The following is a 14,797-nucleotide window of genomic DNA, read 5'->3' on the forward strand; positions in this document are numbered from 1 at the left end:
TGGGGAACACCGCCCGCCGGGCGAGAAGTGACAGGGCAAGGAGTCAGCCATGAGCCAGTATTTTCAGATCCATCCGGAAAATCCGCAAAAGCGCTTGATCGACCAGGCCGTCGAGATCATTCGCAAGGGCGGGGTCATCGCCTATCCGACGGACTCGGGCTACGCGCTGGGCTGCCATTTGGGCGAGAAAAAGGCGATCGAGAAGATCAAGTGGCTGCGCTCGCTCGACGACAAGCACAACTTTACCCTGGTGTGTTCGGATCTCTCCGAAATCGGCACCTATGCCAAGGTGGATAACGCGGTGTTTCGCCTGCTCAAGGCGCACACGCCGGGGCCCTACACCTACATTCTGGAAGCGACCACCGAAGTGCCAAGGCTTTTGCTCCACCCTAAGCGCCGCTCGATCGGCGTGCGCGTGCCGGACCATCGCATCACCCACGCGCTGCTCGAAGCCCTGGGGGAGCCCCTGATGAGCGTGACGCTCATCCCGGTGGACGAGACGCTTCCCATGAACGACCCGGAAGAGATTCGCGAGCGCTTCAGTGCACACCTGGATTTGATCATCGATGGGGGCGCCTGCCATCTGGACCCCACCAGCGTGATCGATCTTCGCACCATGCCGCCGACCATCGTGCGCGAAGGGCGCGGCGATACCGCGCCCTTCGAGAGCTAGCCTTGTGGGCGACGCCGGCGACTAGTCGCCGGCGTCCTCGTCTTCATCGGCGCGCTTTTTCTCCTCGAGCTTCAACTCCTCCATCTTCTCCTTCGCTTCCCGGGCCTTCTTCTCTTCCTTTTCGCGTCGCTCCTCCTCGCGCGGGTCCTCGCTGAACTCGTCGAGCCAGGTGCCGCAACGCAGGCAGTAGCGGGCGCGCTTTTCGTGGTGGTCGTGACCGCAACCGGGGCAGGCCTCTTCCGAGTAGCGGTCCTCACGAATGGAGCGGATTACCTGGGCCGAGAAGACGCCGGTGGGCACGGCGATGATCGAGTAGCCCAGCAGCATCAAAATCACCGTGATCGATTTGCCCAGCGGCGTTAACGGCACGATATCGCCGTAACCTACCGTGGTCATGCTCACGATCGCCCAGTAGATCGAGATCGGAATGCTGGTAAAGCCCGCCTCTTCGGACTCGATGGTGTACATCAGCGCGGCGAACAGCGTCACCACCATCAGAATGCTGCTGAAAAAGAGCAGAATCTGGCGTGAGCTACGCTTGAGCGCCTCGAGCAGCATGTGGCCTTCGCCGACGAACTCCATCATTCGCAGAATGCGAAAAATACGCAGCACGCGCAAAAGGCGCACGATCACCAACCCGTGCGCGCCGGGTACCAGCAGCACCAGCCAGGCGGGAAGAATGGCGATCAGGTCCACCGCGCCGTAGAAGCTTTTGATATAGGCCAGCGGTCGATCCAGGCAGTAGAGGCGCACCAGAAGCTCGATACTGAACAGGATCGTGATCGTCCACTCGATGTAGAGAAATATCTCCCCGTAGGGCTGGGCGATGCTCTCGACACTGCCAAGGATGATGATCGTGACGCTGGTGAGAATCGCGATGATCAGCGCCAGATCGAAGGCCTTGGCGCCGGGCGTATCGGATTCGAAAATAATGTGAAAAAGCTGCGAACGCAGGCCTTCCGGGCCCGGCGCGAGGTGAAGGCTCATGGCGTTATCCTTGAACGTGGCAAGCCGGTTCAGCTTAGCGCGCTTTCAAGGGTCAGGCGATGCGCCAGACTCAAGGCGTTGTAGCCAAAGCTGATACTCGTGGCGTTTTTATCGAGCGCCCGAGCGAGCGCCGCCGCGGTCGGGCGAAGCGGCTCGGCAAGCGCCGGATGCTCGGCCAGCGTCTCGTAGGCGCGAACGGCGTGCTCGAAGTACGCTGGTTCGCGGCTGTCCTGGTAGGCGTCCATCGCCACCGTCGCCCGGTGCAGCCACTCGCTGGGGGTGTCGGCCTGGGGCAGCGTCCACTCGCCATGACTCAGGGCATTGCCGCGGGCGGCCTTGCTCGAATCGCTCGGGCGAAGTGGGACGAAACTCGACATCGAGAGCGCCAGCGACCAGAGCGCATCGGGAGCGCCTTCCTTGAGCTCGAGCTCGATTTCACAAATCACGGCCCGCGCGCCGTTGGCACGGACCTCGCCTTCATCGAGCACGAGCTCGATGCGGCTATCGTTCCAGTCGATCATCCAGCTGCGCCGGTCGAAATCCGTGGCAAGCGTCGGGGTGAGGGCCTTGAGCGCCTCAATAGATACGTTCTCGAACGGCGGCAGGGCGGCGAGCGCCTTTATATCCAGCCCTTTGCTCACGGCCCACTCCCACTCGCCCCGTGTCGAGAGCCCGCCGCCGCCGTGGCCTTTGGTTTTGACCGTTTGCAGCGTCTGCCCGCCGGTCTGGCGCAGCCGCACGGCGATGCCCTGGCGGGAAAGGTCCTTATTGGGGGTGTCGTAATAAGTGTTGGTCAGGCGCTTTCGGGTTGGGGCCTTGGCCAGGGCAGGGTAGCTTAAAAGGGCGTCGATGGACGCGGCAGGCAGCGCTAGCTTAAGCTCTACTTCGAGCGGGGAGTGATCTTTCATGACAATGGCTACCTTGCTTTTGTGAACGTTGCGTTAAATTTCGACGTCTTTATGAACTTTTCATGACGGCGGCAGGCGCACTCTTTATACTAGCGCCGCCATTTTCAGGCTTTCCACACTCAGGATGAAAGGCACTATGGTTACCTCCAATCCTTTTTCCGCCATGTTCGGCCGTTCGCCCTTCCAGCCGCTTCTGGCCCATATCGTCAAGGCCAACGAGTGCGCCGATCAGCTGCTGCCCTTTTTCGAGGCCTCGCTGGCTGGCGACTGGGAGACCGCGACGGCACTGCGTGAGCGTGTCACCTGTCTTGAGCACGACGCGGACACGCTGAAAACCGAGCTGCGCTTGAATTTGCCCAGCACCATGTTCCTGCCGGTATCGCGCTCGGATCTGTTGGATCTGATCAGCGTGCAGGACAAGATCGCCAATAAGGTGCGTGACATTACCGGCATTATGCTGGGACGTAAAATGCGCGTGCCGGATGAGCTTGCCGAGCCGATGCGCGACTACATGATCACCAGCGTAGCCTGCGTGGCTCAGGCGCGTCAGGCGCTCGAGGAGCTCAAGGAGCTGCTGGAATCCGGCTTCGGGCGCAACGTGTCGGATGTCATGCAGAACATGATTCGCGAGCTGCATACCCTGGAACATCAGGCCGACGATCAACAGGTGGCGATTCGCCGCCAGCTCTTCGAGCTCGAAAGTGTACTGCCGCCGGTGGATGTGATCTTCCTTTACAAGATCATCGAGTGGGTGGGCGAAGTATCGGACCGCGCCGAGCGCGTGGGTAGCCGACTGCAGATTTTGACCGCGCGTTAAGGGGACCGCATGCAGATTATTGCCCAGTATGGCGATATTTTTATCATTCTCGCCTGTGTATTCGGCTTTTTCATGGCCTGGGGCGTGGGCGCCAACGATGTCGCCAACGCCATGGGAACCTCGGTGGGGTCGAAAGCGATCACCATCAAGCAGGCCATCATCATCGCGGTGATTTTCGAGTTTCTTGGCGCCTGGCTTGCCGGCGGCGAAGTCACTGCTACCATTCGGGGCGGCATCATCGACCCGGCGCTTTTGGAGGCCAATCCGCAGTTTCTGGTCTACGGCATGCTCTCGGCGCTTCTGGCCGCCGGTATCTGGCTGATGGTGGCCTCGGCCAAGGGCTGGCCGGTCTCGACCACCCACTCGATCGTCGGCGCCATCGTCGGTTTCGCCGCGGTGGGCCTGGGGGTCGAGGCGGTGGCCTGGGACAAGGTGACCCAGATCGCCTCGAGCTGGGTGGTGTCGCCGCTTCTGGCCGGTACCATCGGCTACGTGCTGTTCAAATCCGTTCATCATTTGATTTTCGAAAGCAATGACCCCTTTGCCGCCGCCAAGCGCTACGTGCCTGGCTACGTGTTTCTGGTCGGCTTCATCGTCTCGATGGTGACGCTCACCAAGGGGCTATCCCACGTCGGGCTCGACCTGAGCTTTAGCCAAAGCCTGATCCTCTCGATTCTATTGGGTGCGGCCATCATGGGGCTGGGGATCGTCATGCAGCGGCGGATCAAGTTCGAACAAAACGCCGCCGACCACTTCGGCTACGCCAACGTCGAGCGCGTATTTGGCGTGCTGATGATCTTTACCGCCTGCGCCATGGCGTTCGCCCACGGCTCCAACGATGTCGCCAACGCGGTCGGCCCACTGGCCGCGGTGATCAGCGTGGTGCGTAGCGAAGGCATGATCGACAGCGCCGCGCTGGTGCCCTGGTGGGTGCTGGTGCTCGGTGGTGGCGGTATCGTGTTTGGTCTGGTGACCTACGGCCACCGCGTGATCGCCACCGTCGGCACCGGCATCACCGAGCTTACGCCGAGCCGCGGCTTTGCTGCGACCCTGGCCGCGGCGAGCACCGTGGTACTGGCCTCGGCCACTGGCCTGCCGATCTCGACCACCCACACGCTGGTCGGCGCGGTGCTGGGCGTGGGACTTGCCCGCGGCATGGCCGCACTCAATCTGCGCGTCATCGGCACCATCGTGATGTCCTGGCTGATCACACTGCCGGCGGGCGCGTGTCTGGCCATCGTGTTCTTCTTCATGTTCAAGGGCATGTTCGGCTAACGCCAACGCGCCTGCCACGCGGCACCGTTTTGCTTCGCCCCGGCGAGTCTTGCAAAGCGGTGCCGTTTTTTTTGGCGCTGGTTTTTCGGGCTCTGTTAAAGTAGTCGGTCTGCCAATGCCTTCATTCACTCTGCGCCGGAGAGCGGCCCCTTGGATAAACGCTTCCCCTTTGTCGACTGGTTTCGTAACGCCTCGCCGTACATCAACGCGCACCGCGGGCGAACCTTCGTGATTTTGATCGAAGGCGACGCCATGGCCTCACACCGTGGCGAGCAGCTGATTCAGGATCTGGCGCTGTTGCACACGCTCGGCGTTCGCCTGGTCGTGGTGTTCGGCGTGCGCCCCCAGGTGCAGGCTGCGCTCACCGCGGCGGGCGTGGCACCCGTTCACGTCGACGGGCGCTGGGTGGCCGACCGCGCGGTGATGGCTCAGGTCGAGCAGGTGGCGTCCCACCAGCGGCTGTGGCTCGAGGCACGCCTCTCCCTGGGGCTGCCAAGCTCCCCGCTGCACGGTGTCGAGTTAAGCGTAGTCTCCGGCAACTTGGTCACCGCCAAGCCGCTGGGCGTGCGCGAAGGGGTGGATTTCGATCATAGCGGCGAGGTGCGCCGGGTGCGCGCCAGTGCCATTCAGGAGCTTTTGAGCCAAGGGTCGCTGGTATTGCTGCCGCCGCTGGGCTTTTCCAGCACCGGCGAGGTGTTCGATCTCGACGCCGCCGACGTCGCTCAGCACGCCGCCGTAGCGCTCAAGGCGGACAAACTGATTCTGCTCGGCGACTCGGAAGGCCTCGAAGACGAGCAGGGCGGGCTGCTTCGCCAGCTCAGCCCGAAGGAGGCCGAGCCCCGGCTCGCCGCCGCCGCCCCCGGCTCCGAGCTCGCCCGCCACCTGAGCGCGGCCTCTACCGCGGCGCGCAAAGGCGTGGCGCGCACGCACCTGCTCAGCTGGCAGGACCCGGATGCGCTGCTGGGCGAGCTTTTTACCCGCGACGGCGTGGGGACGATGATCACCGAGCACCGCTACGAGCAGCTTCGAGCCGCCACGCTCAACGACGTGGCGGGGCTTTTGGAGCTTCTCGAGCCGCTGGAGCGCCGCGGGATGCTGGTGGCGCGCTCCCGCGCGCGCCTCGAGCACGAGATCGACGACTACCAGGTGATCGAGCGCGACGGCATGGTGATCGGCTGTGCGGCGCTGCACCTCTTTTCGGAGGCCGGCGTCGGCGAGCTGGCCTGCGTGGCGGTGCACGAAAGCTACCGCGGCGGCGAGCGCGGCGAGCGCCTGATCGAGGCCGTCGAGCAGCGCGCGCGCAAAGCCGGGCTGGCGGCGCTTTTCGTGCTCACCACTCACACCGCCCACTGGTTCGTCGAGCACGGCTTCCAGGACGCAAGCCTGGAGGAGCTTCCGCCGCTCAGGCGCGATACCTACAACCACGCGCGCAAATCCAAGGTGCTGATCAAAACGCTGTAAGACGCGCGACGGGCAGACGGGGCGGGCGAAAAACTGGATAATGGGGGCCATCGCCCAAAGCCCTATAAACGCGCCGGGCACACTCATCGATTCGGACGTCTGCCCCATGGAAATCAAGGTCAACTATCTCGACAACCTTCGCCTCGAGGCGAAGTTCGACGACTTCAGCGTTATTTCGGATCAGCCGATTCGCTACAAGGGCGACGGCTCCGCCCCCGGCCCCTTCGACTACTTTCTGGCCTCATCCGCCATGTGCGCGGCGTACTTCGTCAAGGTGTACTGCAACGCGCGCAATATCCCGACCGACAACATTCGGCTCTCCCAAAACAACATCGTCGACCCGGAAAACCGCTACAAGCAGATCTTCAAGATCCAGGTCGAGCTGCCCGAGGACATTTCCGAAAAGGACCGCGAGGGCATGCTGCGCTCGATCGACCGCTGCACGGTGAAAAAGGTCGTGCAGACCGGCCCGGAGTTTCAGATCGAGGTGGTCGAGAACATCGACGAGGACGCTCAGGCGCTTCTCATGGGCGCCCCCGAAGGCGGCGAAACGTTTATTGAGGGCAAGGATGCACCGCTGGAGCAGACCATCGCCACCATGAGCGGCATCCTTGCGGATCTGGGCATGAAGATCGAGATCGCCTCCTGGCGCAATATCGTGCCCCACGTCTGGTCGCTGCACATTCGCGACGCCGCCGCCCCCATGTGCTTCACCAACGGTAAGGGCGCGACCAAGGAGAGCGCGCTGTGCTCGGCGCTGGGCGAGTTCATCGAGCGCCTGTCGTGCAACTTCTTCTACAACGATCAGTTCTTCGGCGAAGAGATCGCGGGCAGTGACTTCGTCCACTACCCGAATGAAAAGTGGTTTCAGCCGGGCCCCAATGACGAACTGCCCGACGAGATCCTCGATGCGCATACGCGGGCGATCTACAACCCGGAAGGCGAGCTTGCCGGCTCGCATCTTTACGACACCAACTCCGGACGCGTGGACCGCGGCATCGTCTCGCTGCCGTTTACGCGCCACTCGGATGGCGAGACGGTCTACTTCCCGTCGAATCTGATCGAGAATCTGTTTCTGAGTAACGGCATGAGCGCCGGCAACACCCTGGCGGAAGCCCAGGTGCAGTGCCTGTCGGAAATTTTCGAGCGCGCGGTCAAGCGCGACATTCTCGAGCAGGAGCTTGCGCTTCCGGACGTGCCGCAGGCGGTGCTGGCGAAGTACCCGGGTATTGTCGAAGGCATCCAGGCGCTGGAGGCCCAGGGCTTCCCGGTGCTGGTGAAGGATGCCTCGATGGGCGGCCAGTTCCCGGTCATGTGTGTGACGCTCATGAACCCGCGCACCGGCGGCGTGTTCGCCTCCTTCGGCGCGCATCCAAGCTTCGAGGTGGCACTCGAACGTAGCCTCACGGAACTGTTGCAGGGGCGCAGCTTCGAAGGCCTGAACGATCTGCCGCTGCCGACGTTCAACTCCCAGACGCTGGCCGAGCCCAACAACTTCGTCGAGCACTTCATCGACTCGGTCGGCGTGGTCTCCTGGCGCTTTTTCAGCGCCCGCTCGAACTTCGAGTTCGTCGAGTGGGACTTCACCGACGAAGGGCGCAAGACCTCCCAGCAGGAGGCCGAGACGCTGTTCGACATCTTCGCCGAGCTCGACGCCGAGGTGTACATGGCCGTTCACGAGGATCTCGGCGCGCCGGTATGCCGCATTCTGGTGCCGGGCTACTCCGAGGTGTACCCGATCGAGGATCTGATCTGGGACAACACCAACAAGGCGCTCGACTACCGCGAGGATATTCTCAACCTCCACGCCCTCGACGACGAGGCGCTCACGGATCTGGTCGAGCGCCTGGAAGAGAGTCAGATGGACGATCATGCCGACATCATCACGCTGATCGGCATCGAGTTCGACGAAAACACCGTCTGGGGCCAGCTCACTATATTGGAACTCAAGCTTCTGATCTTTCTGGCGCTGGGTCGGCTCGACGAGGCGCTGGACTGCGTCGAGATGTTTTTGCAGTACAACGACAACACCGTCGAGCGCGGGCTCTTCTACCAGGCGGTACAGGCGGTGCTGGAGATCGCGCTGGACGACGAGCTGGAGCTCGACGACTACCTGCCAAATTTCACCCGCATGTTCGGCGAGGCGACCATGGCGGCGGTGGTCGGCTCCGTCGAAGGCTCCGTGCGCTTTTACGGGCTCACGCCCACCAACCTGCAGCTCGATGGCCTGGAGCGCCACCAGCGCCTGATCGAAAGCTACAGGAAACTTCACGCCGCGCGTGCTGCCAAAGCGGGCCTTGCGTGAGCCAATCAAGAGAGGGTGATATGACCACACCGACGCTACTCAACACCTCGCTGATCGCCAGCGCCCTGGCCCTTGCCCCGGCGGCCTGGGCCCAGAGCTCCGAGCAAAGCCAAAGCGAGGTGCGAAAGCTGTATAGCGGCCAGATGATGCCCGACGAGCAGGTCGAACTTTCGCGCCACATCGACCGGCTCTTCCCAACCCGCACGGTCAAGGCGGCGGCTGAGCCGCATCGGTTTGGTCAGCGCGACGCCTCGCTTGAGGATTTCTCGCTGACCCATGATGGCGTGACCTACGACATTTATGACTTCATGGCGCTCAACCGGGTGAGCGGGCTGATGGCGGTGCATGACAACGACGTGGTGTTCGAGCAGTACGCGCTCGGCAATACCGCCCAGACGCCCTGGATGTCGATGTCGATCGCCAAGTCGGTCTCCTCGACGCTGATCGGCGCCGCGCTCAAGGATGGCCATATCGAAAGTCTCGACGACCCGGTCAGCACCTACGTGCCGGCGCTCGAGGGCAGCGTCTATGACGACGTCAGCGTCGAGCAGATTCTTTTGATGGCTTCCGGCGTGGCCTGGGATGAAACCTACGCCGATCCGGACTCCGAGCGCCGCCAGATGCTCGAGCTTCAGCTCGAGCAGCGCCCGGGCGCGATTCTCGAGTTCATGGGCGGGCTCGAACGTGCCGCCGACCCCGGCACGGTGTGGAACTACAGCACCGGCGAAACCCAGCTGCTCTCGGCGATCATCAACGGTGCGGTAGGCAAGAGCGCCTCTGAATACCTCTCCGAGAAGATCTGGGCGAACTATGGCATGGAAACAGATGCACAGTGGTGGCTCGACGGCGAGGATGGCCAGGAGATCGGCGGAAGCGGGCTTCTGATCACGCTACGCGACTATGCGCGCTTTGGTCAGTTCGTGCTCGAGGAGCAGCGTGCGCCGAACGTGCTGCCGGAAGGTTGGGTGACGGAGTCGGCAAGACCTCACGAGATCGGTGGCGAGGAGATCGAGTACGGCTACTCCTGGTGGCCGGAAGGTGATAATGCCTTCTCGGCGGTGGGCATCTTCGGCCAGTGGGTGTTCATCGACCCGGACAACGATATGGTCATCGCCATGACCAGCGCCCAGCCCAAGGCGGAAGCCTTCGAAATCGTCCCGGTCACCCAGTTCTTCCACGCCCTGAGCGACCACCTGGCCGCCAGCGGCGCCGAGCGTTAGACGAGCCGCGCGACTCGGTCGCGCAGACAAGGGCCATCCGTCAGGAGGTAGCGATGTTTATTCAGGAGCAGCAGCTCGAGGGCCAGCACGTGCGCCTGGAGCCCTTGAACGCCGGGCATATCGAGGCGCTTGCAGAGGCGGTGCGCGACGGGCAGGGCTGGACGCTCTGGTACGCCAGTGTCCCGCGCCCCGAAGAGATGGCCGCCTACGTGGAGCGGGCCATCGAAGAGGCCAGCCGCGGCCACCTGGCCTACGCCGTGCGCCACCTGGCCAGCGGCGATATCGTCGGTACAACGCGGTTTTACGCCGTCGACGCCGCCAACCGCCGGGCGATGATCGGCTATACCTGGTACTCCCAGAGCGTGCGCGGCACCGCAGTGAACGCCGAGTGCAAGCTCCTGATGCTATCGAACCTGTTCGAGGCCTCCCGGGCAATTGCCTGCGAGTTTCGCACCCACTTCTTCAACCGGGCTTCGCGCGCGGCGATCGAGTCGCTGGGCGCCAAGCAGGACGGTATTTTGCGCGCCCACCAGATCCTGAGTGATGGCTCGCTGCGCGACACCGTGATCTATTCGATCATCGAATCCGAGTGGCCGGCGGTGCGCATGAATTTGAGGAGCAAGCTCGCGCGATTGACGCCGGGCTGAGAACGCTATTGACCGCGATACGGGGTCAGACCACTTGGGCGCCCAGCACGTTCTGAAAGTGACCCAGCGCCCAGGCGTGGCCGGCGGCGTCGAAGCTTGCCACGGCGTTCTGATGGACGACGATTTTGAACCCCCGGTTGTAAGCATCGACCGCCGTGTGCAGTACGCAAATATCGGTACATACGCCGACCAGATGCACCTCGGTGATTCCGCGCTCGCGCAGTTTGATTTCAAGGTCGGTGCCGTGAAAGGCGCTGTAGCGGCTCTTGTCCATCGTATGCACGTTGGGTGCGTGCTTTACGCTTGCGTGGTACGCCGCGAGCTCGCCATAGAGCGCCCGGCCCTCGGTACCCTCGATATTGTGGGGCGGAAAGAGCGCCGTTTCCGGATGGTAGGGGTCGTCTTGAGCGTGCCGATCGATGGCGAACACGACGAAGTCGCCGGCCTCGACGAACGACTTCGTCAGCGCCAGCAGGGCATCGTGAATGGCCTGACCCGGCGCGCCGCAGGTGAGACTGCCGGTGTCGGCGACGAAGTCAACGGTGTAGTCGATGTTGATCAGTGCTTTCATGTCTGCCCCTTCGGTCGTGGTGTGGCTGCGCCCTGGTGTATCTAAAGCGAGAGAAAAAACAAAATCAACGGCGGTGATAAAAGCGACAGGATGAAGCCGCTGACCACCGCGACCGGCACGCAGGCCACGCCGCCGTGCTGCTGGATCACCGGTAGGGTGAAATCCATCGAGGTGGCGCCGCCGACGCCGATGGCAAGCGGCGCGTGGCGGTGTATGATCAGCGGAATCAGCACGAACGCTAAAAGCTCCCGGGCCAGGTCGTTGAAAAACGCCACGCCGCCGAGCAGCGGGCCGAGCTGGTCGCCGATCAGAATCGCCGAGAGCGAATACCAGCCAAAGCCCGAGGCCATGGCGAGCCCCTCAAAGGGCGTCAGCGATAAAAGCGGCGCGGCGGCAAGCCCGGCCAGTAGCGAACTCGCTGCCAGCGTCGCGGCGATGGCCAGCCCCAGCCGGTTGAGCAGAATCTGCTTGAGCGCCATGCCGGAGTTGCGTAGCTGACACCCGATCAGTACGAGCAGCGCGTAGAGCGCCCATTCGGCGAGCAGATCCGCCGTGGTGAACAGTTCGCGGCCCCAAAGCGGCGCCAGCAGCAGACCCAACACCACACCCAGTACGACCGTCACCAGCAGTAACAGTGAGCCTTTGATCGCGGCAAGCTTGCTGGTCGGCGCGTTCTCGACCACGTTTGATGCGCCAGCCTTGAGCGTCAGCCTGCGCGATAGCCAGCCAAGGGCGGCCAGGTTGAACACCATCGTGATCGAAAACAGCACCAGCGTGCTGCCGCCCAGTGTCGAGAGCTGGCCCGCCAGGTTTTCGAGCCCGGCCAGGCTCACGCCCATCAGCAGCAGAATCAGATACACCGAGGCGCTGACGCCGCGATTGATGAGTTCCAGCAGCCGCGGTGAGCGAACGCGCAGAAGATAGCCCCCGATCAGGGGCAGCAGTACGATGAGTAAACCGGAGAACATGGGGGTGGGTGAGCCTTATTGCGGTGCAAACCGTGTCAACGTGAGGGTGGTATCCCGGCGGCCATCCTTGATGTACTCCGCCGAGAGAATCAGGCCGGGCCACTGGGGGTGAAAGCTAATGTCGATATGGCGATCCGGCTTTTCGACGTCGGTGAGCGTAACGCTCGGCGCCTGAAACTCACCGGCGGGAACGCTCACGATGGCGTCCGGATGGACGTAGTACTGAAAGTGTTCGTCGCGCCCGCGGTGGTCGAGAAAGGTGATATCGCAGGGCGCGCGCTCGGTGCACTCGGAATGCTCCACGCGGCGCGACAGATCGAACAGTGCGGTTTGACGATCGAGGGCGGTAAGCTCGGCCTCACCAAGCGTATAGTCGTCGCCGACGCCCAGCAGGGAATAGCTGCTCGAATAGAGCAGCGCCCGGGTGTCGTTGCCCTCCACCGCGAAGCGGCTGCGCTCCTCACCCTTGGCCACGGCGATGGAAAAACGCATGCTCGAGAGCCAATGAAGCCCTTCCTGACTGAGCGTATGGCGCACGGTGGCGCCGGGCCAGCCGCGAATTTCCAGCCGGTAGCTCGCCTCGAAAGGGCGCGGGGCGACAAGCTCCGGCGTCTGGGCCGCAGTGCTGGCCGCGGTGACGCCCATGGTCAGGCACGCAAGCGCCAGACAGGCGGCGCGGCGGCGCGAAGGTACAGGTTTGAGCACGATCCTTCTCCTTTGCTTCAATCTTCCCTGAGAGCGTCGAGCTCAGCGCTTCGTTCAGTCAAAACGTCGCGGCCGTCAGTAGCCGTCGCTTGGGTTGACCGTGGCGATGGCGTCGCCGGCCTCGAAAGCGTGCAGGTACGAGATCACCTGGTCGATGGCGTCCGCCAGCGGCGTGGGGGCGGCCATGTGCGGCGTGATCAACACGCGCGGATGCTGCCAAAGCGGGTGGGCCGCCGGCAGCGGCTCCTCGCTGAACACGTCCAGCAGGGCGCCGCGCAAATGGCCTTCCTGCTCACCGCTTCCCAGCGCCTCGAGCAGGGCGTCTTCGTCGATCAGACCGCCCCGGCCCGGGTTGATGACGCTTCCGCCCCTGGGCAGGCGCGCGAGCCGCTCGGCGTTCAGAATATGCCGAGTGGCCGGGGTGTCCGGCAAAATGGTCACCACGCTTTGAACCTGGCCCAACAGCTCATCGAGCCCCGCCTCGCCGTGCAGGCAGCGCACGTTCTTGAGCGTCTTGGGCGACCGGCTCCAGCCCAGCACCGGAAAACCGGCCTGGTCGAGGGCGCTCGCCACCGCCTGGCCGATCGCCCCGAGCCCCAGGACGCCGACCGGCCACTGGGCTTTCTCCACGACCTCGTGTGGCTGCCACTGCGCGCCTGGCTGCTGCGCGCTGTAGCGGTCCATGCTGCGATAAAAATGTAGCACCCCGTAGAGCACGTAGTCAGCCATCAGCTCGCCCATACCGGCGTCGCGCAGCTTGACGATCGGCACGTCTGCCGGGCGCTCGGGGGAGGCGAGCAGGTGATCCACACCGGCGCCCAGGTTGATGATGCCTTTAAGCGCGCGCTGCTCGGCCAGCAGATGCCCCGGCGCCTTCCAGACGGCGAGATAGTCGGCGCCCTGGCGCTCTTGCGCCGGCGCATCGCTTTTGAGCACCGTTGCCTCGGGTAGCGCCTCGCTGAGTGCGGCCTGCCACTGGTCGGCCTGGTCGGTATGTACCACGATCTTCATGAAAAACCTCCGTGAATCGCATGTTGTAGGTTACCAGCTATCATGGGTTAAGTGGGGGAAGGGCTGCAAGGACGCCGCGCACCCTCAGCGCCACGTTGGCGCCCATTTTGAGGCGAAAAGGAGATTCACCATGGCAACCCGCAAGGCCCACGTGGTCACGCGCAAACGAAGCGGCAAGGGCTTTACCTATAAAACCGAAGATGGCGAAACGCTCAAGGATCAAACGTGGCGCGACTGGATCAAGTCGCTTGCCATTCCGCCGGCCTGGCGCGACGTCGAGATCACCCTTGACACGCGCCACCATATCTACGCCACCGGCCGCGACGACGCCGGGCGCAAGCAGTACGTCTACAACCCCAAATGGCGCGAGAAACGCGAGGCGCTAAAGTTCGATCGCATGATCGCCTTCGCCCAGAAGCTCACGCCGATGCGAAGGGTGACCGGCCAGCACATGCTGCAAGAAGGTCTGCCGCGCGAAAAAGTGCTGGCGTGCATGGTGCGTTTGATCGACAGCGCTTATTTCCGCCCGGGCAGCGAGCGCTATCGTCAGCAAAACGACTCCTATGGGCTGACCACCATGCGCTCGAAACACTTGACCATCGACGGCGACGAGCTGATTTTCGACTACCGTGGCAAAAGCGGCCAGGACCAGCACCGGGTGGTGGAGGACGCGCGTTTGGCGAGCGTGGTCGCAGAGCTCGATGAAACGCCGGGCTACGAGATATTCAAGTACTTCGACGACGAGGGCCACAAGGTGCGCGTCGACAGTGCTGATCTCAACGACTACATCCACGAGGTGATGGGCGAGCAGTTCAGCGCCAAGGATTTTCGAACCTGGGCGGGTACCTCGATCGCCGCGCTGGCGCTCGAGGAGCTGGGAGTCGACGAGGATGAAAAGGTCAGCGAGAAGAACGTGCGCGAGGCCGTCGAGCGGGTGGCGAAATCCTTGGGCAATACGCCAAGCATCGCCAGGGCGAGTTACATCGACCCTCGGGTGGTGGAGAGCTACCTGGACGGTCAGACGCTCGAGAACTTTCGCCAGCTGGTCGAAGTCGAGCTCGAACACGAGGATCTGACCGGGCCGGACGAGCGCGCCGTGCTCGAGCTTTTGAAAAGTCGCCTGAAGCGCAAGACCTGATGCGCGTCGACGCCACGCCAGCACGGCCGGTTTTTGATAAGGGCTTTTGGTAAGGGCTTTTGATAAAGCCTTTGACCCAACGCCAAGGGTCGGTGCTAGTATCGGCTCAAG

General features: G+C 63.1%; 14 protein-coding genes. 8 read left to right on the top strand and 6 right to left on the bottom strand.

Annotated elements, in window-relative coordinates:
- Positions 1 to 49 precede the first annotated feature (49 nt).
- On the top strand, positions 50 to 673 hold the full coding sequence (locus RN347_RS04040) for an L-threonylcarbamoyladenylate synthase (RefSeq protein WP_263584878.1): 624 nt from the start codon (positions 50 to 52) through the stop codon (positions 671 to 673).
- 21 nt (positions 674 to 694) lie between these two features.
- Here RN347_RS04040 and RN347_RS04045 read toward each other — a convergent pair whose 3' ends face one another.
- Positions 695 to 1,660: an ion transporter gene (locus RN347_RS04045; protein ID WP_311960266.1), complete on the bottom strand. Its 966-nt coding sequence runs from the start codon at positions 1,658 to 1,660 to the stop codon at positions 695 to 697.
- A gap of 29 nt (positions 1,661 to 1,689) precedes the next feature.
- Positions 1,690 to 2,568 carry a CYTH domain-containing protein gene (locus RN347_RS04050; RefSeq protein WP_263584876.1) on the bottom strand — a complete coding sequence of 293 codons (879 nt, stop codon included), beginning with the start codon at positions 2,566 to 2,568 and terminating at the stop codon, positions 1,690 to 1,692.
- 136 nt (positions 2,569 to 2,704) lie between these two features.
- Here RN347_RS04050 and RN347_RS04055 point away from each other — a divergent pair, with 136 nt between their 5' ends.
- The 6 genes from RN347_RS04055 (at position 2,705) to RN347_RS04080 (ending at position 10,293) form a co-directional block, all read left to right on the top strand.
- Entirely contained in the window at positions 2,705 to 3,385 is a 681-nt protein-coding gene (locus RN347_RS04055) for a TIGR00153 family protein (protein ID WP_263584875.1), read from the top strand.
- A 9-nt stretch (positions 3,386 to 3,394) separates the two neighbouring features.
- Positions 3,395 to 4,660, top strand: coding sequence for an inorganic phosphate transporter (locus RN347_RS04060; protein WP_263584874.1), 1,266 nt, complete (start codon positions 3,395 to 3,397; stop codon positions 4,658 to 4,660).
- Positions 4,661 to 4,810: 150 nt separating this feature from the next.
- Entirely contained in the window at positions 4,811 to 6,121 is a 1,311-nt protein-coding gene (argA, locus tag RN347_RS04065; RefSeq protein WP_311960267.1) for an amino-acid N-acetyltransferase, read from the top strand.
- A gap of 106 nt (positions 6,122 to 6,227) precedes the next feature.
- Complete coding sequence (locus RN347_RS04070; protein WP_311960815.1) at positions 6,228 to 8,426, top strand: OsmC domain/YcaO domain-containing protein; 2,199 nt, start codon at positions 6,228 to 6,230, stop codon at positions 8,424 to 8,426.
- A 20-nt stretch (positions 8,427 to 8,446) separates the two neighbouring features.
- Positions 8,447 to 9,646: a serine hydrolase gene (locus RN347_RS04075; protein ID WP_311960268.1), complete on the top strand. Its 1,200-nt coding sequence runs from the start codon at positions 8,447 to 8,449 to the stop codon at positions 9,644 to 9,646.
- Between the two features lie 53 nt (positions 9,647 to 9,699).
- Positions 9,700 to 10,293 carry a GNAT family protein gene (locus tag RN347_RS04080; protein WP_311960269.1) on the top strand — a complete coding sequence of 198 codons (594 nt, stop codon included), beginning with the start codon at positions 9,700 to 9,702 and terminating at the stop codon, positions 10,291 to 10,293.
- A gap of 25 nt (positions 10,294 to 10,318) precedes the next feature.
- On the opposite strand, the gene RN347_RS04085 is transcribed toward RN347_RS04080, so the two are convergent.
- The 4 genes from RN347_RS04085 to RN347_RS04100 all read right to left on the bottom strand — a co-directional run bounded on the left by RN347_RS04085 (position 10,319) and on the right by RN347_RS04100 (position 13,548).
- A complete protein-coding gene (locus tag RN347_RS04085; RefSeq protein ID WP_311960270.1) occupies positions 10,319 to 10,864 on the bottom strand; it encodes an isochorismatase family cysteine hydrolase in 546 nt (181 codons plus the stop codon).
- A gap of 41 nt (positions 10,865 to 10,905) precedes the next feature.
- Entirely contained in the window at positions 10,906 to 11,832 is a 927-nt protein-coding gene (locus tag RN347_RS04090) for a lysine exporter LysO family protein (RefSeq protein ID WP_311960271.1), read from the bottom strand.
- Positions 11,833 to 11,847: 15 nt separating this feature from the next.
- Complete coding sequence (locus tag RN347_RS04095) at positions 11,848 to 12,537, bottom strand: hypothetical protein (RefSeq protein ID WP_311960272.1); 690 nt, start codon at positions 12,535 to 12,537, stop codon at positions 11,848 to 11,850.
- A 75-nt stretch (positions 12,538 to 12,612) separates the two neighbouring features.
- Positions 12,613 to 13,548 (bottom strand): glyoxylate/hydroxypyruvate reductase A, encoded by a 936-nt coding sequence (locus RN347_RS04100; protein ID WP_263584868.1) that lies wholly within the window; start codon positions 13,546 to 13,548, stop codon positions 12,613 to 12,615.
- 130 nt (positions 13,549 to 13,678) lie between these two features.
- Between RN347_RS04100 and RN347_RS04105 the strand changes: the two genes are divergently transcribed.
- Positions 13,679 to 14,686 carry a DNA topoisomerase IB gene (locus RN347_RS04105; RefSeq protein ID WP_311960273.1) on the top strand — a complete coding sequence of 336 codons (1,008 nt, stop codon included), beginning with the start codon at positions 13,679 to 13,681 and terminating at the stop codon, positions 14,684 to 14,686.
- The last annotated feature ends 111 nt before the right edge of the window (positions 14,687 to 14,797 follow it).

Origin of the sequence: Halomonas sp. PAMB 3264 (assembly GCF_031954245.1) — a bacterium.
Lineage (GTDB): Bacteria > Pseudomonadota > Gammaproteobacteria > Pseudomonadales > Halomonadaceae > Vreelandella.

Coding starts and splice junctions, on each gene's coding strand:
- RN347_RS04040 (WP_263584878.1), top strand. CDS start 50: ATGAGCCAGTATTTTCAGATCCATCCGGAAAATCCGCAAAAGCGCTTG.
- RN347_RS04045 (WP_311960266.1), bottom strand. CDS start 1,660: ATGAGCCTTCACCTCGCGCCGGGCCCGGAAGGCCTGCGTTCGCAGCTT.
- RN347_RS04050 (WP_263584876.1), bottom strand. CDS start 2,568: ATGAAAGATCACTCCCCGCTCGAAGTAGAGCTTAAGCTAGCGCTGCCT.
- RN347_RS04055 (WP_263584875.1), top strand. CDS start 2,705: ATGGTTACCTCCAATCCTTTTTCCGCCATGTTCGGCCGTTCGCCCTTC.
- RN347_RS04060 (WP_263584874.1), top strand. CDS start 3,395: ATGCAGATTATTGCCCAGTATGGCGATATTTTTATCATTCTCGCCTGT.
- RN347_RS04070 (WP_311960815.1), top strand. CDS start 6,228: ATGGAAATCAAGGTCAACTATCTCGACAACCTTCGCCTCGAGGCGAAG.
- RN347_RS04075 (WP_311960268.1), top strand. CDS start 8,447: ATGACCACACCGACGCTACTCAACACCTCGCTGATCGCCAGCGCCCTG.
- RN347_RS04080 (WP_311960269.1), top strand. CDS start 9,700: ATGTTTATTCAGGAGCAGCAGCTCGAGGGCCAGCACGTGCGCCTGGAG.
- RN347_RS04085 (WP_311960270.1), bottom strand. CDS start 10,864: ATGAAAGCACTGATCAACATCGACTACACCGTTGACTTCGTCGCCGAC.
- RN347_RS04090 (WP_311960271.1), bottom strand. CDS start 11,832: ATGTTCTCCGGTTTACTCATCGTACTGCTGCCCCTGATCGGGGGCTAT.
- RN347_RS04100 (WP_263584868.1), bottom strand. CDS start 13,548: ATGAAGATCGTGGTACATACCGACCAGGCCGACCAGTGGCAGGCCGCA.
- RN347_RS04105 (WP_311960273.1), top strand. CDS start 13,679: ATGGCAACCCGCAAGGCCCACGTGGTCACGCGCAAACGAAGCGGCAAG.